The organism is Microbacterium sp. MYb72 (genome assembly GCF_002979415.1).
Classification (GTDB): domain Bacteria; phylum Actinomycetota; class Actinomycetes; order Actinomycetales; family Microbacteriaceae; genus Microbacterium; species Microbacterium natoriense.
Genome location: NZ_PCOT01000010.1, coordinates 100,701 through 123,610 on the forward strand (window position 1 = coordinate 100,701; position 22,910 = coordinate 123,610).

The 22,910-nt window shown below is 69.5% G+C and carries 14 protein-coding genes; 7 read left to right on the top strand and 7 right to left on the bottom strand.

Annotated features, from left to right (window positions below):
• The first annotated feature begins 274 nt into the window (after positions 1 to 274).
• Both CQ047_RS07780 and CQ047_RS07785 read left to right on the top strand, forming a co-directional pair.
• Entirely contained in the window at positions 275 to 4,951 is a 4,677-nt protein-coding gene (locus CQ047_RS07780) for a PKD domain-containing protein (RefSeq protein ID WP_105673934.1), read from the top strand.
• A 60-nt stretch (positions 4,952 to 5,011) separates the two neighbouring features.
• Positions 5,012 to 6,310 (top strand): hypothetical protein, encoded by a 1,299-nt coding sequence (locus tag CQ047_RS07785; RefSeq protein ID WP_105673936.1) that lies wholly within the window; start codon positions 5,012 to 5,014, stop codon positions 6,308 to 6,310.
• Here CQ047_RS07785 and CQ047_RS07790 read toward each other — a convergent pair.
• Genes CQ047_RS07790 through CQ047_RS07800 form a run of 3 tightly spaced genes read right to left on the bottom strand, consistent with a single transcriptional unit; the run spans position 6,238 to position 9,988 of the window.
• Positions 6,238 to 7,704: a lipopolysaccharide biosynthesis protein gene (locus CQ047_RS07790; RefSeq protein ID WP_105673938.1), complete on the bottom strand. Its 1,467-nt coding sequence runs from the start codon at positions 7,702 to 7,704 to the stop codon at positions 6,238 to 6,240. The two genes, CQ047_RS07785 and CQ047_RS07790, sit on opposite strands and share 73 nt — an antisense overlap.
• Complete coding sequence (locus CQ047_RS07795; RefSeq protein WP_105673940.1) at positions 7,704 to 8,915, bottom strand: Coenzyme F420 hydrogenase/dehydrogenase, beta subunit C-terminal domain; 1,212 nt, start codon at positions 8,913 to 8,915, stop codon at positions 7,704 to 7,706. The genes CQ047_RS07790 and CQ047_RS07795 overlap by 1 nt, the downstream gene beginning before the upstream one ends.
• On the bottom strand, positions 8,912 to 9,988 hold the full coding sequence (locus CQ047_RS07800; protein WP_105673942.1) for a polysaccharide pyruvyl transferase family protein: 1,077 nt from the start codon (positions 9,986 to 9,988) through the stop codon (positions 8,912 to 8,914). Before CQ047_RS07800 ends, CQ047_RS07795 begins: the two co-directional genes overlap by 4 nt.
• A 259-nt stretch (positions 9,989 to 10,247) precedes the next feature.
• Here CQ047_RS07800 and CQ047_RS07805 point away from each other — a divergent pair, with 259 nt between their 5' ends.
• Both CQ047_RS07805 and CQ047_RS07810 read left to right on the top strand, forming a co-directional pair.
• Positions 10,248 to 11,621, top strand: coding sequence for a polysaccharide biosynthesis tyrosine autokinase (locus tag CQ047_RS07805; RefSeq protein ID WP_181155869.1), 1,374 nt, complete (start codon positions 10,248 to 10,250; stop codon positions 11,619 to 11,621).
• Between the two features lie 79 nt (positions 11,622 to 11,700).
• Positions 11,701 to 14,901, top strand: a complete 3,201-nt coding sequence (locus tag CQ047_RS07810) for a right-handed parallel beta-helix repeat-containing protein (protein WP_258132530.1) — start codon at positions 11,701 to 11,703, stop codon at positions 14,899 to 14,901.
• A 22-nt stretch (positions 14,902 to 14,923) separates the two neighbouring features.
• On the opposite strand, the gene CQ047_RS07815 is transcribed toward CQ047_RS07810, so the two are convergent.
• From CQ047_RS07815 to CQ047_RS07830, 4 genes are read right to left on the bottom strand one after another with little or no spacing between them, the layout of a single operon-like run.
• Positions 14,924 to 15,937 (bottom strand): acyltransferase family protein, encoded by a 1,014-nt coding sequence (locus CQ047_RS07815; protein ID WP_105673946.1) that lies wholly within the window; start codon positions 15,935 to 15,937, stop codon positions 14,924 to 14,926.
• A gap of 4 nt (positions 15,938 to 15,941) precedes the next feature.
• Entirely contained in the window at positions 15,942 to 17,075 is a 1,134-nt protein-coding gene (locus CQ047_RS07820; RefSeq protein WP_105673948.1) for a glycosyltransferase family 4 protein, read from the bottom strand.
• Positions 17,069 to 18,235: a DUF1972 domain-containing protein gene (locus CQ047_RS07825; RefSeq protein WP_181155870.1), complete on the bottom strand. Its 1,167-nt coding sequence runs from the start codon at positions 18,233 to 18,235 to the stop codon at positions 17,069 to 17,071. The genes CQ047_RS07820 and CQ047_RS07825 overlap by 7 nt, the downstream gene beginning before the upstream one ends.
• A 5-nt stretch (positions 18,236 to 18,240) precedes the next feature.
• Positions 18,241 to 19,773, bottom strand: a complete 1,533-nt coding sequence (locus CQ047_RS07830; RefSeq protein WP_105673950.1) for a sugar transferase — start codon at positions 19,771 to 19,773, stop codon at positions 18,241 to 18,243.
• 314 nt (positions 19,774 to 20,087) lie between these two features.
• Between CQ047_RS07830 and CQ047_RS07835 the strand changes: the two genes are divergently transcribed.
• From CQ047_RS07835 to CQ047_RS07845, 3 genes are all read left to right on the top strand, one after another.
• Entirely contained in the window at positions 20,088 to 21,254 is a 1,167-nt protein-coding gene (locus CQ047_RS07835) for a low temperature requirement protein A (RefSeq protein ID WP_258132532.1), read from the top strand.
• 90 nt (positions 21,255 to 21,344) lie between these two features.
• A complete protein-coding gene (locus tag CQ047_RS07840) occupies positions 21,345 to 22,313 on the top strand; it encodes an intradiol ring-cleavage dioxygenase (RefSeq protein WP_105673954.1) in 969 nt (322 codons plus the stop codon).
• Between the two features lie 233 nt (positions 22,314 to 22,546).
• Positions 22,547 to 22,831 (top strand): hypothetical protein, encoded by a 285-nt coding sequence (locus tag CQ047_RS07845; protein WP_146114292.1) that lies wholly within the window; start codon positions 22,547 to 22,549, stop codon positions 22,829 to 22,831.
• Positions 22,832 to 22,910 lie beyond the last annotated feature (79 nt).

Consider the following 22,910-nt stretch of genomic DNA (forward strand, 5'->3'; position numbering starts at 1 on the left):
GAGGGGCGGCCGCTTTCTTGCGTGAAATCGGTGGAAATCTGCAGAAACACCCCTCGACGGAGATGAGGGCGACGGGGTAATATACCAATGCGACCGCTTAGGGGAGTGGCCGTAATACTGGGGAAACTGGGGATCACGTGAACCGTCATCGGTGCACGCGCCGAACAGGGAATTCGGCGCTGTTCGAATTCACTGCGTCTGGCCTTCCGGCCACAGCCTCCGTCAGCCATGCCGTCGGGGAGCCCGTGGCAGTCACATTCGGAAAGGTCGCCTGATGAGCACTCTGGTCGCACGTCGCAGGACCGCGCGCTGGCGCGCGGTGTTCGCCGCATTCGTCGGCATCGTCCTCGCCTTCAGCGCAGCGCTGATCGCTCCCGTCACGGCATCCGCAGCCGTCCCCACCGCCAAGGCGCCGTTCCTCCAGCGAACCGCCGACGTGGCGACGGCCGACGCGTTGCCGACGGTGCAGATCGACTCCGGCTACGTGTGGGCGCAGACCACGGTCGGCAACACCGTGTACGCGGCGGGCAGCTTCTCGAACGCACGGGCCGCGCTCGCCGCTCCCGGCACGAACCTGACTCCGCGCAGCAACATCCTCGCCTACGACATCACGACCGGCAATCTCCTGCCCTTCGCGCCGTCGGTCAACGGCGTGATCAAGTCGATCGCGCACTCGACGGACGGGTCGCGCATCTACATCGGCGGCTCCTTCACCCAGGTGAACGGCGCCGCGCGCTTCAACTTCGCCGCCCTCGACGCCCAGACCGGTCAGCTGATCTCCGGCTTCACCCCCTCCGTCGGCGGGGTCGGCGTGTTCGGCATCACCCTGCTCGGCGACTCCGTCTACGTGGCAGGCAACTTCACTCAGGCCAACGGGACCGCCCGCAAGAACTTCGCCGCCTTCGCGACCTCGAACGGCGCTCTGCGGAGCTGGGCTCCGACGTCTGACCTGCAGGTCGACGCGCTCGTCACCGACCCCGACGGCTCGCAGATCATCGCGGGCGGCCGCTTCTCCATGGTCAACGGTCTCGCCTCGCAGCGCGGGCTCTCGGCCATCGACCCCGTCTCCGGTGTCGTGAACACCGGATGGCAGGCGAACAGCACGGTCATCAACGGCGCGGCATCCGGAAAGGCGGGCATCTTCGCCCTGTCCACCGATGCCACGGGCGTCTACGGCACCGGCTGGGTCTTCTCCGACGTCAACACCGGCAACCTCGAGGGCGTCTTCGCCGCGGACGCAGGCAGCGGTGCGATCCGCTGGGTGGCCGACTGCCACGGCGACCACTACGGCGTCTACTCCACCGGCAAGGTCGTCTACGCGACGAGTCACATGCACCAGTGCGAGACCGTGAACCTGTGGCCCGAGCAGCCGGTGCGTCAGTACCGCTACATGGAGGCCTTCACCACGACGGCCGAGGGGACCCTGAGCCGCTCGGTCTCCGTCGGCTCCATCTACAAGGACTGGAGCGGCACGCCCTCCCCGTCCGGATACGCCTGGTACCCCGACTTCACGGTCGGCACGGCGTCCGGACTCGGTCAGGCCGGTCTCTCCATCACCGGCGTGGGGGACTACATCTCCGTCGCCGGCGAGTTCACGAGCGTCAACGGCCAGCGCTACCAGGGCATCGTGCGGTTCTCGACGACGCCCTCGGGCGGCGCGAAGCAGGGACCGCGTCTCACCGGCGCGAGCTGGGGCGCCCCGACGGCGGCGACCGCATCTCCTGGCCGCATCCGCGTGTCCATCCCGGTCAACTGGGATCGTGACGACCGCGACCTGACCTACCAGCTCCTGCGCACGGGTACAGCCGGCGTGCTCGACCAGAAGGTCGTTTCGTCGGGGTGGTGGAACAAGACGCAGCTCTCGTTGAGCGACAAGACGGTCGCACCGGGATCCACGTACACCTATACCGTGAGAGCGGTCGACGCGAACGGCAACGCCGCCACCAGTCAACCGGTCACGGCCACGGCGACGAGCGGATCGGCCTCCGACTACGCCAACGCCGTGCTCGATGACGGCGCACAGCTCTACTATCCGCTGGGAAGCACCACCACGGACTGGGCCGGGGGAGCCGCCCCGTTGTTCAGCAGCGGGGTGAGCGTCACGTCGCCGGGAGCCGTCGAGGGCACCACCGGGACGTCGGCGTCGAAGCTCGACGGCACGACATCAGGCCTCGTCTCGTCCGGGTCCTCGGTCAGCGGGCCGAACGTCTTCTCCACCGAGGTGTGGTTCAAGACCACCACCACCGACGGCGGCAAGATCGTCGGCTTCGGCAACCAGCAGACCGGCTTCTCCGGGAACTACGACCGGCATCTGTACATGCAGAACAACGGACGACTGACGTTCGGCGTCTACCCGGGCGGGGTGCGCACGGTGTCGTCGAGCGCCTCGTACAACGACGGTCAGTGGCACCACGCGGTGACGTCGCTCGGCGATGACGGCATGAAGCTGTACGTCGACGGTGCCCTCATCGCGCAGGACGCCTCGGTCACCGATGCGCAGGGCTACGACGGCTACTGGCGCGTGGGCGGGGACAACATGGGCGGCTGGCCCGACGCCCCCGGACGCTGGGAGTTCAACGGCACGGTCGACGAGTTCGCGGTCTACCCGACGGCGCTGAGCGCCGCGCAGGTCGCCGCCCACTACGCGGTGGGCGCCGGCATCCACGCACCGACCGCCGCGTTCAGCTCCACGCCGACGAACCTGTCTGTGGCGTTCGACGCGACGGCCAGCACGGTCGACGCAGGACAGACGATCACGGGCTACGCGTGGGACTTCGGCGACGGCCACAACGGAACCGGCGCGACCCCGACTCACGTCTACGGGGCCTCCGGCACCTACGACGTCGTGCTGAGCGTCACGGACAGCCGTGGCCTCACGGGTACCGTCACGCACCAGGTCGCCGTCACCGGGCCCAACGTGCTGCCGACGGCGGACTTCACCTCGACGGCATCGGGCCTCACGGCCTCGGTGAACGGCGCGACGTCGGCTGACCCCGACGGCACGATCGCGTCGTACTCCTGGAACTGGGGCGACGGCTCCGCGGCCGGCTCGGGCGTCACCGCCTCGCACGCCTATGCGGCGCCGGGCACGTACGCGGTGACGCTGACCGTGACCGACGACCGCGGCGGGCAGGCGACGAAGACCGCGAACGTCATAGTGACCCATGCGGCGCCGGTGGCGAGCTTCACGGCCGCCGCCAACGCGCTGACCGTCTCGGTCGACGGGTCGGCGTCCACGGCATCGGATGCCGCGACGCTCGCGTACTCGTGGAACTGGGGAGACGGCAGCCCCGCGGGCAGCGGAGCCACCGCCTCGCACGTCTACGCGGCGGCCGGCGACTTCACGATCACCCTCACGCTGACCGACAGCGTGGGTGCGACCGCCACGACCACGCGCACCGTCACGGTGGCGGACCAGTCCTTCGCGATCCGTGACGACTTCGAGCGCACGGCATCGTCCGGATGGGGATCTGCCGAGCTCGGCGGCGCCTACACCGTGATGAACGGGGCCGCGTCGGCGGCATCCGTGTCCGGCGGCGCAGGAAAGCTGACGCTGGCGGCGGGGCAGACGCGCAACGTGGCCCTGCAGGGCACGTCGCTCGCCGACACGCTCACGACGCTGACGTACTCCGCCGATCAGGGCCCTGCCACCGGCAGCTCCTATGTGGGGGTGAGCGCCCGCAAGTCGGCGACCTCGGAGTACCTCACCCGGGTGTGGATGCGCAACGACGGAAAGCTGTGGCTGGTGATCCAGCGCGACAGCACCGTCCTGGTGTCCAAGGCGCTGACGACCACGTGGGCGGCGGGAGACGTGTTCCGCCTCTCGGTCAAGGTCTCGGGCGCATCGCCGACGACCATCCAGGTGAAGACCTGGAGGGACGGCACCGCGGAGCCCGCCGACTGGCAGCTCTCCACGACTGACGCCACGGCGGGACTGCAGGGCAGCGGATGGACGAGCGTCCACGCGAACCGCGCCGGCAGCGCCACCTCGACCGCGGCGTTCTCGTTCGACGCGCTGCGGGTCACCGACCTCAAGGCCCCGGTCGGCCCGCTGCCGAACGTGGCTCCGACGGCGGCGTTCACGAGCACGGTGACGAACCTCGGTGTCGCGGTCGACGGATCCACGTCGACGGACAGCGACGGCACCGTCGCCGGGTACTCCTGGAACTGGGGAGACGGCACGGCCGCAGGCACCGGCGCGACCGCGACGCACACCTACGCCGCGGCGGGCACGTACACTGTGACGCTGACGGTCACGGATGACGACGGCGCCACCGGCACCGTCACCCATCAGGTGGTCGCCACCGACCCGCCCGTCGGTCCGCAGCCCGGAGCGGTCGTCGCGAGCGACGACTTCGGCAGGACGGCGACTGCGGGCTGGGGCACCGCCGACCTGGGTGGCGCGTGGACGCTCTCCGGGGGTGCGGCGTCCGCAGCATCCGTCGACGGATCGGGCGTGCTCACGCTCGGCGCCGGCAGCACGCGCAACATGCTGCTCAACACGGTGTCGGCGAAGAACGTCACGATGTCGATGGACTTCAGCGCCGATGCCGCACCGGCCACGGGGCAGGCGTACGCCGGCCTGATCGCACGATCGAGCGCCACGGACAACTACCTCGTGCGCGCGTGGCTGAACGCCAACGGCACCGTGTGGATCGTGATCCAGCAGGGGTCCGCGGTGCTCTCGACGTACCAGGTGCCGGGGATCACGCGCGGTGCGGGCGACGCCTTCACCCTGAAGGTCGACGTGTCCGGCGGGGCCTCGACGACGATCTCGGCCAAGCTCTGGAAGCAGGGCACCACCGAACCAGCCGCCTGGCAGACCTCGTTCGTCGACACCACCGGGATCGACGCCGCCGGAGCGGTCGGGGTGCATGCGAACCGCGTGAGCTCCGCCACCGGTCCGGCAGTCCTGAGGGTCGACGGTTTCCGGGTCACGGACAACGGGTGAATCCCAGGGCACGTGCCATAGGCTCGTGCTGATGTCCGAACTGCTGATGCGGCGATCGTCGTGAACGGGAGCACTCTCCTGCTCGCGGCGATCGCCGCTGGCGTGGGCGTGATCGGCATCCTGTTGTTCCGGGCCAGCCCGCGTCTCACCTTCGTGGTCTGGGCCCTCGTCCTCTTCTTCGTGCCCGTGTGGATCGGCGTCAACGTCGGCTTCTTCTGGTCGGCGATCACCCTGCTCACCCTCGTCGCGGTGCTGACGAACATCTCCGACATCCGCCTCAACGGGATAGACCTCATCATGGGGGTGTTCACGCTGATGGCGGCGACGCAGTTCGCCCTCAAGATGACCGGACTCTCGGCCACCGTGATCGCTCTGCTCGAGTGGGTGCTGCCGTACATCTGGGGTCGACTGGTGCTGTCGCGCGTGAAGCGCTCGTTCGTCACTGCGGTGCTCGCCACCGTCGTGACGGTGGCGGCCGTGCTCGGTCTCATCGAGTTCGCCACCGGCACGAACATCTTCGTGTCGCTTCCCGCGATGGGGGCTGACCTCTACGCCAGCTGGGGCGGCTTGCAGGTCCGTGCCGATCGGCTGCGGGTCGAGGGCGCCTGGGGCCATTCGATCGCGATGGGCGCGGCCTTCGCGATGTCGTCCGCCTTCATCGTCGCCGCCCGATGGCCGGTCGCCGTCCGGCTGGTCGCGCTCGGCATCGTCACTGCGGCGACGGTCACGACCATCAGCCGCATCGGCATGCTGACCCTCGCCTTCACCGTCGTGCTCTCGGTGCTGCTGCTCCCCGGGCTCGATCGCGCGATGCGCTGGTCGGTGGCCGCTCTCGGAGTCGTCGCCGCGATCATCATCATCCCCTTCGTCGGGGAGATCTTCCTCGAGGCGGGCGATGAGGCGGGCGGCAGCGCCGACTACCGCTCCGGACTGTTCTCGCTCGTGTCGCAGGTGCAGCTGTTCGGCAGCGCGGGCGACTGGAGCGGACTCACCGTCGGAGGCGAGTATCTCGGCGCCTACGCGAAGTCGGTCGACAACGCGTTCCTCGTGTTCGCACTGCGGTTCGGGTGGATCCCGTCACTGCTCCTGATCGCCGCGCTCGTGTTCGCCGCGGCGTACATCCTCCGCCCCGGCAAGGCGTCGCCGCCGTCGATCGCCGTGGCCTCCCAGCTGCCCGCGATCTTCGCCGTCGCGCTCATCACGCAGGCAGGCGCGTACCTGTGGTTCCTCGCCGGCCTCGCCGTCGCGTGGGCTCAGCAGGGGAGGGATGCCGATGCGGCCGACGATCAGGCCGCGCTGCCGTCCCTCTTCAGCATGAGCCGCACGAACGAGGACAGCGTCTTCGCGTCGCGACGGTAGACCGGGATCGCGAGGGCGGCGGCGGAGATCGCGAGACCGGCCACCAGCCCCACTCCGAGCTGCACCCAGGCGTTCGTCGCCGTGAGGGCCTGCGCGGCGCCCCAGGCGGCGAGTCCGGCGGCCAGCGAGACGGCGATGATGCGCCCGGCGCCCTGGTACAGCTGCCGTCGCGGCATCGGCGTGATCCGGGAGAGCCAGGCGAGCGAGATGGGCCACGCGATCGCGGGGTGCACGGCGAAGGCGATGGCGACGCCGAGGACGCCGAAGAACGAGCCGATCACGATGCACACCACCTTGATGAGGGCGGTGACGATCGTGTACCGGAGCAGGTCGGCACCAAGGCCGCGCGCGAGGTACACCCAGTACCCCACGAACGAGACGGTGGTCAGGATGCCGGCGATCGCGAACATGCGCAGCATCGGGGCGGCCTCCGCCCACCGGCTGCCGAGCATGATGTCGACGGCCGGCTCGGCGAGGCCGGCGACGATCGCCACCGGGATGCCGAACAGGAAGCCCAGCGCGAGCTGCGCGGCCGTCACATAGGTCTCGAAGCGCGGCTGGTCCTGCTGCACGCGCGACAGCACGGGGAGGGCCACCGACTGCAGCGGGGAGCGCACCTGCGTCAGAGGCGTCATGATCAGCTGGAAGGCACGGTTGTAGAGACCCAGAGGGGCCGTGCCGAACCGGAAGCTGATCATGACCGTGTCGATCTGACGCGCGGCGTAGCCGATCAGGTTGGTCGCGACCAGCGTCCATCCGAAGTTCACCAGCTGCTTGACCGGATGCGATCGCGAGTACGGGCGCGGCAGCCAGCGGCCGGCCGCGACGACGCCGACGAGCAGGATGATGCCGGTGACGAGCTGCTGGATCACCAGGGACCAGTAGCCCATGCCGGCGACCGCTGCGACGATCGCGACCGCGAGGGCGATGGCCGACGACGCGACGTCGATGACGGCGAGGGGACGCAGCTTGAGGTCGCGCATCAGGTTGGCCCTGTGCTGCGTGGCGAGTCCGTTCAGCAGGAACGTCAGCGACAGCCACTGCGAGATGCCCACGAGCTCGGGTTCGCCGGTCACGGCGCCGATCGCCCACGACAGCGAGAACATGATCGCGGTGAGCACCACGCCGATCGCCGCGTTGATCCAGAACAGGTTGTCGCGCTGGCCGGTGGACAGCTCGGGCGCCTGGATGGATGCCGAGGTGAGGCCGAAGTCGCGGAAGATCTCGCCGAGGCCGACGACGACGAGGACGATCGCCAGCAGACCGTAGTCGTGCGGGGAGAGGATCCGCGCCAGCACCACGACGGACAGCAGCTGCAGGATGATCCTCGCGGCCTGCGCGGCGAGGGTGAAGTAGGCGCCGCGGGCTGCGGAGTGCGCGAGGGACGAGGCCATCAGCGCCTCTGTGCCGCGCGCACCCGGCGGAGCGTCCCGCGCAGCACCCGGATCGCCTCGCGGGGCCGCGCGGCGGTCAGGCGGATCAGGTCGAAGCCGCGGTAGCGCGGAGGGCGTCGACCGGCGAGGCGCGAGCCGAGCAGGCGGGCGAAGAGGAACTGTCGACGTGCTGTCTGCAGAGGCTGGGCGTCGCGCAGGTGCGCGCCGGGGAGCGGACGCACGGCGATGACTCCGGCGTCGACGGCGGCGAGGATCACGTCCCGTCCGCGCGGCGTGCGGGCGACGAGGGCGCTGATGCCGTCTCCCTCGGCGAAGGTCGGGTATCCCCGTTCGTCGGTCTCCCAGGAGTCGGCGCACACGATGTCGGCGGCCTGTCCGACGCCGTCGGGGCAGATCTTGCAGCGCCACTGCGTGGTGGGCCCGAGAACCCTGCCCCAGGACTCGTCGTAGTCGGCGGAGACCTCGAGATCGCCGCTGCGAGCGGTGAAGCGGCCGGGCCAGCCGTTGCCGCGATAGCGCAGCGCATCGACGGGCTGGTCGGGGGAGACGCCGAGCTCGGTGAGCAGCGACTCGGTGGCCTTCTGGCTCGGCGTGCCGGCGCAGAAGAACGACAGCAGCAGCGGAGCCTCTCCGTCGACGAGCTGAGGCGCCGCGGCGCGCAGCGCCGCCACCTCGCAGGGCTTCGCCGCCACCGCGCTGTCAGTGCGGAACACGTCGGGGTTCTCCAGGGCGCCGACGGGCGCGTAGCGCGAGCCCGCGGCGGCGAGGGCCTGCTCGCGCGTCGTGATCGTCACGGGAACCGTGCGCCGCGGGGAGGTGCGCTCGGCGGCGGCTCCGGTGATGCGGGCGGCCCGGCCGGTGTCGAGCAGCCAGGCGTGCAGCGCCGTGAGCGCGCCGCCGCTGCTGCCGGCGCGTCGGATGTCGTCGTCGGTCGCCCAGGCCTGCCAGAGGCCGACGTTCGGACCGAGCAGGGCATCGTGCTCGGCTCCCTCCGGAGCAGCGGGAGCGGTGATGCGCATGCCCGGGCATGAGCGATCGAACACCTCGGCCGCTCCGTCGATCGGCGCCGACTCCGCCTCGTATGTCGGGCGCAGGTAGCCGCGGTCGTCGAGGCGCATGCTGACGCCGGGATCGAGTCGCGGGCACAGGCCGCACCCCGAGCACGCGTCGCGGGTCAGCACATCGGCGATGCGCTCCTCCAGCGCGGTCACAGCGACTGCTTCAGGCCGGCCACCAGGGGCTCGAGCAGGGCACGACCCCTGTCGCGGGCCTCTTCTGCGCCGCTGCGCAGATCGGGGGCCGTGGCGTGTGCGAGCACCTCGCCCGCCCAGTCCCCGTTCTCGGTGATCGAGACGACGCGGGTCCAGCCGACGGCATCCATCAGCGGGGCGAACTTGCGCGAGTAGGCCATCGCGATCGCCGGCGTGCCGGTGGAGAGCGCGTTGAGGCAGGCGTGCATGCGGGCGCCGATGACGAGCTCGCTCGCCGCGATGATCGACCGTGCGTCCTCGAGGTCGGCGGGCACGACGAGGTCGACCCGTCCGTCGTACTCGGCGGCGAGCTCGCGGCTCACCGGCACGTCGTTGTCGTGGCTCTGCGAGTCGAGCACGTGCGGGAAGATCGTGACCGATCGGCCTGCCGCCAGCAGCTCGTCGATGATGCGGCGGATGGCGTCGCGATAGTGCGGGGCGTCGACGTGCGGGTTGTCGTTCCACAGCAGGCCGGACACGTTCAGCAGCACGTCGCGCTTCGTCGCCGACGGCGTCGGCTGGTCGATGCCGAACACGAGATCGCTCGTGACCGCGGCGACCGGGCGCCCCAGCTGGGCGGAGGCGTTCGCGCTGACGATGTCGCGGGCGAAGACCAGGCGGCTGCGGCGCAGGTTGCGGCGGGCGAGAGCGCGGCCGCGGCGGGTGTGGAACGGGCCGATGGTCTGCGGCGCCATGACCGACGGTACGCCGGCCTGGGCAGCGAACTCGTGCAGCAGCGACATCGTCGTGTGCCGGGTGAGGCCGTAGATGTCGGCGAAGCTGTCGCCCGAGCGGGTGTCCCACACGAGGTCGAAGCCGCGGAGCCAGCGCTGCATGCCGAGACGCCCCGTGACCCGCTCGCGCACCAGGGCGCGCGGACTCCACGGAACCTCGGGCTGCCGCCGCCCGTAGTTGAGATAGGTGAACTCCGCGTCGGGCCAGACCGATCTGACCAGATCCTCGGACCCGCGCGCGAGCGCGCGGACTCCCAGATTGACGCTGGAATCGTTCGCCCATGCGATGAGAACGCGCACGTAAACCCCCTCGACCCCGACGCGCCCCGTTCGCGATCGGGCCGCTGCCCTTCAGACGCGGTCATGACGACCGCACATCTCCCCAGATGAATGCCCAGCGCGCCGTACGAGGATACGGCTGAGCAGGCTCATCCTAGCATCACGAGCCCCGTATCCTCAGGGTTCGCGCAGGCGGTCGGCTACCATGAGAACGCGCCGCGTTCGCTCGGCGACGTCGTCACATGGGGAGGCGACGCTTGCCGGCACTGGAGGGGCACGGATGAAAGCTGACGCGACGGGTTGGTCGCTCGCCAGCGCATGGTCTGCGATTCGCAAGTTCTGGTACGTCATCATCGGCATGGCCATCATCGGGGGAGCCGTCGGGTACGGCATCTCGGCGACGACGACGCCGCAGTACCAGTCGACGGCGACGCTGTACTTCGCGATGAACCAGGGCACGACGGGCACCGATCTCAACCAGGGCTCGACCTACACCCAGTCGCAGATGCTCTCCTTCGCGCAGCTCGCGACGTCGTCGCGCGTGCTCGCCCCGGTCATCGACGAGCTCGGGCTCGACATCACGCCCAAGGAGCTCGTCCGCAGCATCGCGATCACGATCCCGCAGGACACCACGATCCTCAGCGTGCAGGTGACGTCGACCGGCGCCCAGCGCGCGACGGACATCGCCAACGCGATCTCCGAGGAGCTGTCCAGCGCGGTGAAGACGATCGTGGCCAAGGGCGTCGACCAGAAGCCGACGATCATCCCGTCCGTCATCGACGAGGCGGTGGTCCCGCAGTTCCAGTCGCTGCCCAACAAGAGCAAGGATGCCGGCCTCGCCGCCGTCCTCGGTCTCGTCCTCGGCATCCTCGTCGCCTTCATCGCGACGATCGCCGACACCCGCGTGCGCAACGAGGCGGCGCTCGCCCGTGTGACGGACCTGCCCTATCTCGGCTCGATCACCCGCACCAAGCGGGGGACGGATGCCGGTCTGATCGTGGTGCGCGAGCCGCGCAGCCACATCGCGGAGGACTTCCGGCGGGTGCAGGCGTCGCTGGCGTTCGCCAACATCGACGGGCAGTCGCGCCGACTCCTGATCACGTCGGCGTCCCCCGCCGAGGGCAAGTCGACCTTCTCGGCGAACCTCGCCCTCACCCTCGCCGATCTCGGCGAGAACACCCTGCTGATCGACGCCGATCTCCGACGCCCGCGCATCGGCGAGATCTTCGGGCTCGACGCCGCCGTCGGGCTCACATCGGTCGTCCTCGGCTCCGCCGAGCTCAGCGAAGCGGTGATCCCGTGGCGCGAGGGCGGACCCGATCTGCTGCTCTCCGGCGAGGTGCCCCCGAACTCGGCATCCGTGCTCACCTCCCACGCGTTCGCCGAGGTCCTCGGCGCCGCCAGCGAGGGGCACGACGTCGTGGTGATCGACTCCCCTCCGGCGCTCACGGTGGCCGACACGAACCTCGTCGCGCCTCTCGTGGACGGCGTCGTCATCGTGGTCGACGCATCGAAGACCAGCAGGCCCCAGCTGGCGGCGACGATCCGCACGCTCGAGGGGTCGGGCGCGCCCATCATCGGCATCGTCCTGAACAAGGTGCGCCTCCCGCGCAGCCGCACCACGTATTACGCGCAGGAGAAGTCTTCAAGCTAGTCCTGCTACCCTGTTCTGCGGATGGGGGCATCTGTCGTTAGCGACGGGTGTGTCTTGTTGCATACAGAACGGTTCATACGTGACTTCCATCCCATCCAGACTCCGTCGTGCGCGCGCATCGCACGGCATCCTCGCCTTCCTCGTCGTCATCACCGCGCTCGCCGCGATGCTGACGGGCACGTCCCGCGCTGACGCGGCGACAACGGGGACGATCCTCACCGACACCATGGACCGCACCTCGGCCTCCGGCTGGGGCTCCGCACCCGCTGGCGGCGCCTATACGGCATCCGCCTCCTCCGTCACGAGCGTGTCCGAGGGAGCGGCCTCACTGGCGGCCCCGGCAGCCGGGCGCACCGGGATGGTCCGCTGGAACGCGACGACCGCCGCCGACGTCGACCTGGTGACGACGGCATCCGTGCCGGAGCTCCCCGCGTCGAGCGGCGTGTACCTGAGCACCCACGTGCGCGACTCCGGCGATCGCTCGTATGCGGCCCGGCTGCGCCTTCTCGGCGACGGGCGCACCGAGCTCGAGCTCGTGTCGTTCTCCGGTTTCACGGCGTCCGTGCTGTCGGGCAAGACGATCGCCCTGGGCGACGCGGTGGGCAGCGGCTTCTCGGTCGAGGTCGTCGCCGTCGGCACGAACCCCGTCCAGCTTCGGGCGCGCGCCTGGGCCACGGGGGAGACCCGCCCCGACTGGCAGGTGAAGGCGTCCGACTCCTCGGCGACCCGCATCACCGCCGCGGGCGGACTCGCGTGGAGCGAGTACGCCTCCACCGGGGGCGCGGTGGCGCCCGTCCTGATCCAGGACGTCACGGCGATCCCTGGCACCCTCCCCGACACGGGCACGAGCAAGGGCTGCGCCGACGGCGACCTCGCCTGCGACCAGTTCGATCGCACGAACGGCACCGGATGGGGCTCGGCTGATCTGGGTGGGGCGTGGACCGCGTCCGGCGCGGCCGTCCTCAGCGTCGACGGCGATGCCGGAGTCATCTCCAGCCCTGCGGCCGGGCGTTCGTCCACCGCGACCCTTGCGGCCCCGGTCGCCGCCGACTCTCGCGTCACCGCCGACATCGGCATCCGCGCCCTGCCGACCGCGGGCTCGGGAATCTACCTGAGCGTGGCGAACCGCGTCGTGGGCGACTCCTCCTACGCCGTCCGCCTGCGCGTCATGCCGGACGGAAGCTCCGAGCTGCAGCTGGTCCGGCTGCAGAAGCTCGTCAGCGCCGAGGTGCTCGCCTCCGCCCGTCTCGAGGGAAAGGTGGCGGCCGGCGACGAGCTGCGGATCGCCTTCCAGGCGACCGGCACCGCGACCGTCACCCTCTCGGGCAAGGCATGGCCGGTGGCCGGTGCCGAGCCCGCAGCGTGGAACGTGTCGGCGACGGACGCTTCGGCAGCGCGCGTCAAGGATGGCGGCCGCATCGGCATCGCGCTGTACTCGGCGAGCGGCGGCAGCACTCCGCAGGTCGCGATCGAGTCCATCGCCGTGCGCGCGGCCAAGGCCGGTACCGAGCAGCCCACCGAGCCGACGGAGCCCACAGAGCCCGAGGTTCCGACGAACCCGAACCCCGACGGGCCCTTCCCGCGCGGTGACGCCGGTGCGGCAGCACCCGGATCCTTCTCCTTCTCCGCGCCTGCGACCGCAGTGCACGTGGCCCGCACGGGGTCCGACGCCAACAGCGGCACGGCGTCGCAGCCGATGCAGACCATCACCGCGGCGCTGCGCAAGGTGCCCAGCGGCGGCACGATCGTCGTGCACAAGGGCTCGTACCACGAAGAGGTGCTCGTCCCGCCGCAGAAGCGCGTGACGATCCAGCCGGCCCCGGGTGACGAGGTCTGGCTCGACGGCGCCGAGGCCGTGACCGGCTGGCGTGCCGAGGGCGGCGTCTGGGTCAAGGACGGCTGGACCGTCAGGCTCGACGCGAGCCCGACCTACACCAAGGGCGCTCCGGACGGCACGTCGGCCGGGTGGCAGTTCGTGAACCCGCAGTACCCGATGGCCGCGCATCCCGACCAGCTCTGGGTCGGCGGGGTACAGCTCACCGAGGTCGCGACGCGTGCGCAGGTGAAGGCCGGCACGTTCTACGTCGACAAGGCCAGCTCGCAGCTGGTCATGGGATCAGACCCGTCGGGCAAGCCCGTCGAGGCCAGCACGCTGACGCAGGCGCTGTCGATCCGCTCAGCGGGCACGGTGCTCCGCGGCATCGGCGTCAGGCGCTATGCGACCAGCGTGCCCCAGATGGGAACGGTCGTCATCGCGGCCGCCGATGTCACGGTCTCCGATGTCACGATCCGCGACAACTCGACCACCGGCCTCTACACCTGGTCTCCGCGATCGACCTTCACCCGCGTCTCCGTGCTCGGCAACGGTCTGCTCGGTGCGGGCGCATCGACCGCAGACGGGCTGCGGGTGAACCACCTGCTGTCGGTGGGGAACAACGCTCAGCAGTTCAACCGGGCGCCGGTGTCGGGGGCGTTCAAGGTCACGAGGTCCCGCGACATCGAGGTGAAGGACAGTGCGTTCCTCGACAACCTCGGTCAGGGCCCCTGGTTCGACGAGTCCGTCTACGACATCACCTTCACGGGCAACGACGTCGTGGGCAACACCGGCAACGGGCTGGTTTTCGAGCTCTCGGAGAAGGCGGTCATCGCCGACAACATCGTGTCCGACAACGCGTTGAACGGCATCTACATCATCGACACCGGCAACGTCCAGATCTGGAACAACACCGCGGTCGGCAATCAGCGCAACATCGCGATCATCCAGGACAAGCGCCGCGCATCCGACACGAGCGCCGCGGGTCACGACCCGCGGCAGCCGAACCCCGACCCGACGGTGCCGTGGATCACACGCAACACCGTGATCGTCAACAACGTGGTGGGGGATGCCGGAGGCAACTGCCTGATCTGCGTCGAGGACCGTTCGAAGGAGTTCACCGGAGGTCAGCTCGTGGCCCGCAGCGACGGCAACCTCTACTCCCGACCCGCCGTCACCGCCCCCGTGTGGTTCGGCATCTGGTCGCGGGGATCCGCGGGTGATCCCGCGGTGACCAACACGCTGAAGGCGTTCAGCACCGCCACCGGGCAGGACACGCACTCGATGCTCGTCGAAGGAGGATCCGTCGTCGACGACGAGTATCAGCTGGTGGTCCCTGCGGCTCCAGCGGCATTGGCCGCTGCGGCGCCGGCGGTCTCGTCGATCGCGCAGACGATCCCCACGGCGATCGCCGCGGAGACGCGCCTGCCGTCGGGGGCGAAGCTGCTCGGGGCTCAGCCGCGCTGACCCCGGGCGCTCCGCGCCGAACTCATCGTGTCGAGCGGCTGATCCTGGTGATCAGCCGCTCGATCGCGTGACGGAGCGGTCGTGGGGCCTCGAAGAGCCACCGGATCGGGGCCCGCTTCTTGAAGACGGCGAGCACCGTGCCGATCGCGGCGGCGGCGACGAGGTTGATCAGCGCGAGCAGCATCCCGTCGATCGATCCGGCCAGCCAGATCGACAGGATCGCCATGACCGGGAAGTGGCTGACGTAGTAGATGATCGAGGAGCGTCCGAGGAACTGCAGCAGGCGCACGCCCTCTCCGCCGCGGGTGAGGTGCGAGAAGATCGCCGCCAGCAGCACCGTGCCCGCGATGCTGGCGGGCGCGCCCCAGACGGCGTACTGCAGTTGCTCGGGCCAGATGCACGAGGCCACTCCGAAGAGCACGACGGGCACCGCCGCGATCAGGGCCGCCCAGCGATGCGTGACGAGCTTCAGCGCATCGGGATGCTGTGCGAGCCAGTTGCCGGCGAAGAAGAAGACCGCGAAGTAGGCCAGCCGCTGCTCGGTGCTGCCGTGGGGCAGGAGGAGGCCCGCCACGGCGGCGACCGCCACCGGCGCCCACGCAGGCAGGCGACGCAGCGCCGGGGCCGCCAGGTAGTAGACGGCGATGAAGAACAGGAACCACAGGTACGAGGTGGCGTACCAGGCGCGCCAGTGCCACCACGGCGCGCCCTCGTCGAGGAACGTCACCATGGCGATCGTGACCCAGACAAGGTAGGGCCACAGGACCATCGCGAACTTCCCGGCGAAGTACTTCCCCGCGGGCTTGCTGATCGATCGCGGCAGGAGCATCCCCGAGAGGAACATGAGGGTCGGCATCCGGTACGGGAGGAAGAACTCGTTCACCGTGCGGACGAGCTCGGGCATCTCCTGGCCGTAGAGCACAGGGACGGCGCTGGCGTGCCAGATCAGCAGCAGGAGGATGGCGGTGCCCCGCACGGCATCCATCCAGCCGATGCGGACGCGGGTCGACTCGCGAGTCTGCGGCGGCGACGTCATCGGCTCAGTCGGCGATGACGGCGTCGGCGACGGCGGAGCGGTAGATCGCCGGTGCGTGGCGGCGCAGTGCCTCCGCGCGGGACTCCGGCGTCTCGTCCACGATCCGCTCCCACTCGTCGCGGACGCGGATCAGCGCGTCGGCGATCGACCCGGCGTCGTCGGGGACGACGAGCTGCGCGGTCGGATACCCGCCGGCCGCTTCGCGAAGGCCGCTGCTGTCGCTGGCGATCACCGGACGCAGCGCGAGGATGCCCTCGACCGCCGTGTTGCCGAACGGCTCGTCGACGCGCGAGGGCACGATGAGCACGTCGGCGTCGGCGAGGAACGGCCACACATCGGGGTGGAAGCCCGCGAAGTCCACATCGACTCCCGTGCTCTCGGCCTGCTCGCGCAGCTGCTGCTCGTACCACTCGTATCCGTCGAAGACGGCTCCGAGCAGGGTGACGGAGGCGTCGACGCCCCGAGAGCGAAGCACCGACGCCGCGTCCACGATGAGGTCGGGGCCCTTGCGCGGCGAGAGACGTCCGACGTAGAGGACGCGCAGTGCCCCGTCGACCGTCTTTCGCGCCGGGGTGGGATCGTCGGGGGAGCTCACTCCGTTGTAGACGACCGCCGCACGCCGGGCGAGGGCAGGAAGGGCCTGTCGGATGGTGTCGAGACTGAAACGGCTGTTGACGAGTGTGCGCTGAGAGGCCAGGTGCGGCAGGTACAGCAGCGCGTTCACGATGCGGTTGCCCGACGCCTCTGCCTCGTGCACGTGACTCACGGAGCGCGTGCGACGCAGCCGCGCGATGATCGGCCACTGCGGGATGATGATGGTCGAGACGTAGACGGCGTCGGGGCGGATGCTCCCGATGAGGCGCCACGCCGCACCGAGCCCGCGGAACATGTCGCGGAACAGTCGCGGGAGCCCCTTGGGCGTGAGCAGGACCTTGCGCAGCACGAGCATGGGGATGATGACGACCTCGGCGCCCGCCTCGCGGAGCGCGACGTCGAGCAGCCCACGGCTGGGCAGGGCGACGACGACACGCGCTCCCGACTCGACGAACCCGATCACGCTCTCGAGGAGCATCCGATCGGAGCCGAACATCTCGGCGCCGGGGTGGGCGACGAGCACGGTCTTCTTCGCGGTCACCATTCCTCCGCCCGACGGCGTGCTCTCCGCGCGACGCGGTGCACGCTCTGCCCTGCCGCGATCCTGCGCGCGAGGTCTTCGTAGGCGTCGGCGACGTCGTCCCAGCGGAACGCGACCCGGGCCCGCTCCTTGGCGCGTTCGCCGGACTCGCGCGTGGCCTCGATGTCGGCTTCGGCCTCTTCGAAGGCGGCAGCGGCGTCGGCCGGGGTGGAGAAGAACCACCCGTCTCCGTCGATGACCTCGCGGTTGAAGGGCACGTCGAAGGCGATGACCGCGGTGCCGGCGCCCATGGCGCGCAGCAGGGAGGGGTTCGTGCCTCCGACCGAGTGGCCGTGGTCGTAGGTGAGAGCGTGGAAGTAGAGGGCGTCGAGCAGCTCCTGGTCGTACACGCCGCCGACCAGGCGGATGCGATCATCGCCGGCTGCGGCCTGCTGGATCTTCTGCGTGTACTCGCTGCTGTACGGCGCGGAGCCGACGACGACGAGCGGAAGCGTCGCTGTGCTGCGGCGGTAGCCCTCGACGATCTCGAGCACGTGGTTCTCGGGCTCGAAGCGCGCCACGATGAGGTGATAGCCCCCGGGGTTCAGACCCAGCTCCTCGACGCGCCCCTCGGCGACCTCGTCGAGGATCGGCGCCCCGTAGCGGATCATCTCCGTCGGGACCTGGAACTGGTGAGCGTAGTAGTCGGCGATGCCCGGGGCGTCGGCGATGAGAGCGTCGCCCTTGCGGACGCCGAACTGCTCGGCCCACCGGTAGTACGCCTTGCCACGCGGCCCCCACTTCGAGCGCCGCCACTCCAGCCCGTCCATGTGCAGCGCGGTCGGCACGCGACGCAGCCGCAGGAAGGGGAGGAACGGCGAGTTCGCCGCGTTGAAGACGAACGCGGCGTCGGGACGGCGTCGGAACATCAGGTGCAGCGTCGACAGCCCGGTGTGGCTGAGCGTCTCGACCTGCTTCACCGGGACGGCGGGGAGGTGAACCACCCGCATCCCGAGATACTCCTTCTCACGGCTCTCCGAGCCGCGCGTGTACACGACGACGTCGTGGCCGCGGTCGGCAAGTCGTCTGCCGACCTCCTCGACCGCGGTCTCGAATCCGCCGTACGCTGCGGGCACCCCTCGTGTCCCCACCATCGCAATGGTGAGGGCGTTCCCCTTGCTCATGCGTCTCAGTATGCCCCGCTCGGCTGCACCATGACCTTGGCGGTGCGCCACATGATCTGCAGGTCGTTCATCACGGACCAGTTCTCGACGTAGCGCAGGTCGAGGCGGACGCTCTCGTCCCACGACAGGTCGCTGCGTCCGGAGACCTGCCAGAGGCCGGTGATGCCGGGCTTGATGTAGAGGCGACGGAAGACCGTGCCGTCGTACGCGGTGACCTCGCTGGGCAGCGGGGGACGCGGGCCGACGACGCTCATGTCGCCGACGAGCACGTTCCAGAACTGCGGAAGCTCGTCGAGCGACAGCTTGCGCAGGATCTTGCCGACGCGGGTGACCCGGGGGTCGTCCTTCATCTTGAAGAGGAGGCCGGCGCCTTCGTTCTGCGCCTTGAGGGCGGCGAGCTGCTGCTCGGCGTCCGTCTTCATGGAGCGGAACTTCACGATCTTGAAGCGACGGCCGTCGCGGCCGACGCGCTCCTGGAAGAACAGCGCGGGTCCGGGAGAGTCGAGCTTGATCAGCGGCACGAGCACGAGAGACACGAGCCCGATCGGGATCAGCGCGAGAGTCGCGACCGTGACGTCGAGAGCGCGCTTGAGCACGTGGCGGCCGCCCTCGTAGCTCGGGATCTGCACCTGGATCAGGGGCAGCCCCTCGACGGGGGCGAAAGAGATGCGTGGGCCCGCGACGTCCGTCAGGCGGCTGGAGAGCACGAGCTCTGAGGCCGTGCCCTCCAGCTGCCAGCTCAACTGCTTGACGAACTCGGGGTCTCCGTCGGGACGGCTCGCCACGATGATCGTGTCGGCCCCGAGCTCTGCGGCCACGGTCGCGACCGTGTTCACGTTGCCGAGCACGGGGAACAGGGTCCCGTCGACCTCGACGTCACGCGCGTTGCCGTCGAGGAGCGTGGCGCCGACGACCTGGTAGCCGGAGGCGCCGATCGGGTGCAGGGTGCGCACGACGTACTCGACGTCGTCCCTGTTGCCGACGACCAGCGTGCGCGAGGCGAACCGGCCGTGCACACGCTGTGCGACCAGCCAGTGGCGCCACGCCCAACGCGTGATCAGCAGCGCGAGCAGCCCGACCGGAAGTCCGACGAGCAGGACGAGCTGCATGTGCTGCCACGCGAGCAGCACGCCGATCATCGCGATGATCCCGAATGCGAGACCGCTGGCGTTCGCGACGCCGCGGTACTCGGTGGCGCTGGCGCGGAACAGGGCTGCATCCCGAGTGTGCAGCACGCTGAGCGTCAGGTACCAGAGCGTACCCAGAAGGATGCCGTCACGCAGGGCCTCTTCCCCCGCGGCGCCGGTCATCAGCTGGATCGCTGCTGTGACACCGACCGCGAACAGGATGACAGCCGCATCCGTGATCCGCAGTCGCATCCGGTAGCGACGCTCCCATTGGCGGCGTCGCTCGAGTGTGGCGGAAGCGCGCGGTGTGACCACCGTGCGTGAGACCGCCTTGGTGGCCCGCGGAGCGGCGACCGGCAGGAAGACGGAACCCGTGCGAGTGATGCTCACAGCATCTTCGACGGACGTCATGCCGAGGCCTCGTGAGCCTTGAATGTACGCAGAAATCCCCAGTGCGACATAGTTTCCCCAGTAGTTCCCCAGACCGCGAACCCCACGCTCGCGGCATTGCGTCTGCAACCCGACCCCTCGGGCCTGCTGGATCATCGTGACCCCACGTCACGATTCGCGAACGCCGTCCCACACGGGTTCGCATGCAGCAGGAACTGCAGACCACATCACTCTAGCGGATGGAGGTGGCGGAGGGAAGGTATTTCACACGAGTGGATGAACCGATATTCCAGAACACGCGCTATGGTGCGAATTCAGCCCGCTATTCTGACCCGGTGACCGCCACCTCTGCACCGCGATTCCGCCTCGGCCAGATGCTTCCGCGAGACCCGGCCCAGCCTCATCGCGCCGCCAGCTCGCTGGAGCTCTTCTTCGATCTCGTGTTCGTCGTCGCCGTGAGCAGGGCCTCCGCAGAGCTGCACCACGCGCTCGCCCACGGCGAGTTCGCGCACGGCATCACCTCCTACGCGATGGTGTTCTTCGCGATCTGGTGGGCGTGGATGAACTTCACGTGGTTCGCCACCTCGTTCGACACCGACGACTGGCTGTACCGCGTCACGACGATCGTCCAGATGGGCGGCGTGCTGATCCTGGCCGCCGGCATCCCGCAGGCCTTCGCCGGCAACTTCACCGTGCCCGTGATCGGCTACATCGTGATGCGGTTCGCGATGATCGCGCAGTGGCTGCGCGCCAGCCGATCGAGCGAGGGGCCTCTGCGCACCGCCACCGTCCGGTACGCGGTGGGGATCGGGGCGGTGCAGGTCCTCTGGATCCTCTTCCTGCTCATCCCGAGCGGACCGCTGCAGCTCATCGCCTTCATCGTGTTCGCCCTCATCGAGATCTGCGTACCCGTGTTCGCCGAGTTTCGGTATCAGACGCCGTGGCACCCGCACCACATCACCGAGCGCTACGGACTGTTCACCCTCATCGTGCTCGGCGAGAGCCTGCTCGCCTCCGCGAACGCGATCATCACGGCGATCGACGAGGTCGACGCCCTCGGGCCGCTGATCGGCATCTCGGTGCTGACGCTCGTGGTGACGGCATCTCTGTGGTGGATCTATTTCTGGCCGCCCCACCACCGCGCCATCACGACGTTCCGGAGCTCGCTGCGGTACGGGTACACCCACTACTTCGTCTTCGCTGCGGCCGCGGCGTTCTCGGCGGGTATCGAGGTGCAGCTCGGCGTGCTCACCCACGAGAGCCACCTGTCGGCGATCGCCGCCTCGCTCACGGTGTCCATCCCGATCGCGGTCTTCCTGCTCGGCGTGTGGTGGATCGCCATCCGCGACAACGCCGATCGCGTCGTCAACACGGTCGTCCCAATCGGCGCTGCGCTGGTGTTGATCGATGCCGTGCTTCCCACGTCGGTCGCGATCACCGCCGTCGTCATGGTGGGGATCGTGGTCACCCTCGTCCTCCGCTCTCCCGTCGCGCGTTCATAGATTCCGCAGAGAAGAGGCAAAGGGTCCTGCTCGACTCCTCCGCGAACCTGGTCACAGCACACCAGCCGTGCGCACGAGAGGAGCCAGATCATGAGCCGTATCCCCGAGCCGACACCGACCCCGAACGGCCCCGCCTACGAAGGGCGCCTGCTCGATCACCCAGACGAGGAGGTCGTCGATCAGGGGGCGCCGTTCGACATCCGCACCCTGATCAGCCGTCGCGGCGTGCTCGGACTCGCAGGGATCGGCGTGGGCGCGGTCGTGCTCGCGGCGTGCGCCCCGGCCGTGTCGAGCTCGACCACCGCGACGACCGGGACCGGAGGCGACTCGGCGACGACCGGGACGTCGAGTGGAGAGATCCCCGACGAGACGGCGGGGCCGTACCCTGGCGACGGCTCGAACGGACCCGATGTTCTGGAGGAGTCCGGCATCGTGCGGCAGGACATCAGGACCTCGATCGACGGTTCGGCCACCGCGGAGGGCGTTCCGCTGACGTTCGAGTTCCAGGTGCTCGACATGGCGAACGGCGACAAGCCCTTCGAGGGCGTCGCGGTCTACGCCTGGCACTGCACGGCGCAGGGCGAGTACTCGATGTACTCGGAAGGACTCGAGGACATCACGTATCTGCGCGGCGTGCAGGTGGCGGATGCCGACGGGAAGGTCTCCTTCACGTCCATCTACCCCGGTTGTTACTCGGGACGCTGGCCGCACATCCACTTCGAGGTCTATCCCGATGTCGGCTCGATCGACGACTCTGCGAACGCCATCGCGACCTCGCAGATGGCGATGCCCGCGTCGTCGAGCACCGAGGTCTACCGGGAGTCCGCCTACGACGGATCGGCGCAGAACCTCGCACAGGTGACTCTCGCGAGCGACAACGTGTTCGGAGACGACTCGGGCGCCTCGCAACTGGCCACCGTGACGGGAGATGTGTCGAGCGGGTACACGGCGACCCTTGTCGTCCGCGTCGACACCACGACGACGCCGACGGCGGGTTCTGCGCCGTCCGGGGGCGGGGGAGCCGGCGGCGGTGCCGGCGGCACGCCTCCCGCGCACTGAGAACCTGCGACGAGAGCGGCCCCCGGCGATGTGCTCCGTCGGGGGCCGAGCGGCGCGAGAACCGATCTGCTATAGTAAAGATGCAACGTGTGTGATTCGCCCCTCTCGGCCGACACGTCGCCATTGATCAGGGCCATTACGGACCGCATGCATCGACGCGTGCGCAGTCTGCCCTCGATCTCACGAAATCTGCGGTGCGCCTGCGCGCCCGCCACAAAGCAATGAGCACCACCATGAGCAACACCACCTTTCCTCCGTTCGACCCGTTGACCTGGAAGCAGGCCGACGATGATGTGCACGTCGCGACGCGTGCCGGCGAGTTCGCCGGCTTCGTCGAGTTCGACGGCACCGCCCATCTCGTCCGCGACAACCGCGGCACCGAGATCGGTTCCTTCTCGACCCTCGACGACGCGTTCCTGGCGCTGGAGGAGGCTCAGGAGTCGGCGCATCGCGCGCCGACGTTTCCCCTGAGCCCTCCTCGTGCGCTGCCGCGCCGTCCGCGGCGCGCCAGGGCCTGAATCGTATGCCGTTCGGCGTATGCGGACAGGTCTAGCCTGAGGATAGCGATCGGCATCCGCCCTTGGCTTCCATAGCTCA

Coding starts and splice junctions, on each gene's coding strand:
- CQ047_RS07845 (WP_146114292.1), top strand. CDS start 22,547: ATGAGCAACACCACCTTTCCTCCGTTCGACCCGTTGACCTGGAAGCAG.
- CQ047_RS07780 (WP_105673934.1), top strand. CDS start 275: ATGAGCACTCTGGTCGCACGTCGCAGGACCGCGCGCTGGCGCGCGGTG.
- CQ047_RS07790 (WP_105673938.1), bottom strand. CDS start 7,704: ATGGCCTCGTCCCTCGCGCACTCCGCAGCCCGCGGCGCCTACTTCACC.
- CQ047_RS07825 (WP_181155870.1), bottom strand. CDS start 18,235: ATGAGCAAGGGGAACGCCCTCACCATTGCGATGGTGGGGACACGAGGG.
- CQ047_RS07820 (WP_105673948.1), bottom strand. CDS start 17,075: ATGGTGACCGCGAAGAAGACCGTGCTCGTCGCCCACCCCGGCGCCGAG.
- CQ047_RS07840 (WP_105673954.1), top strand. CDS start 21,345: ATGAGCCGTATCCCCGAGCCGACACCGACCCCGAACGGCCCCGCCTAC.
- CQ047_RS07830 (WP_105673950.1), bottom strand. CDS start 19,773: ATGACGTCCGTCGAAGATGCTGTGAGCATCACTCGCACGGGTTCCGTC.
- CQ047_RS07815 (WP_105673946.1), bottom strand. CDS start 15,937: ATGACGTCGCCGCCGCAGACTCGCGAGTCGACCCGCGTCCGCATCGGC.
- CQ047_RS07805 (WP_181155869.1), top strand. CDS start 10,248: ATGAAAGCTGACGCGACGGGTTGGTCGCTCGCCAGCGCATGGTCTGCG.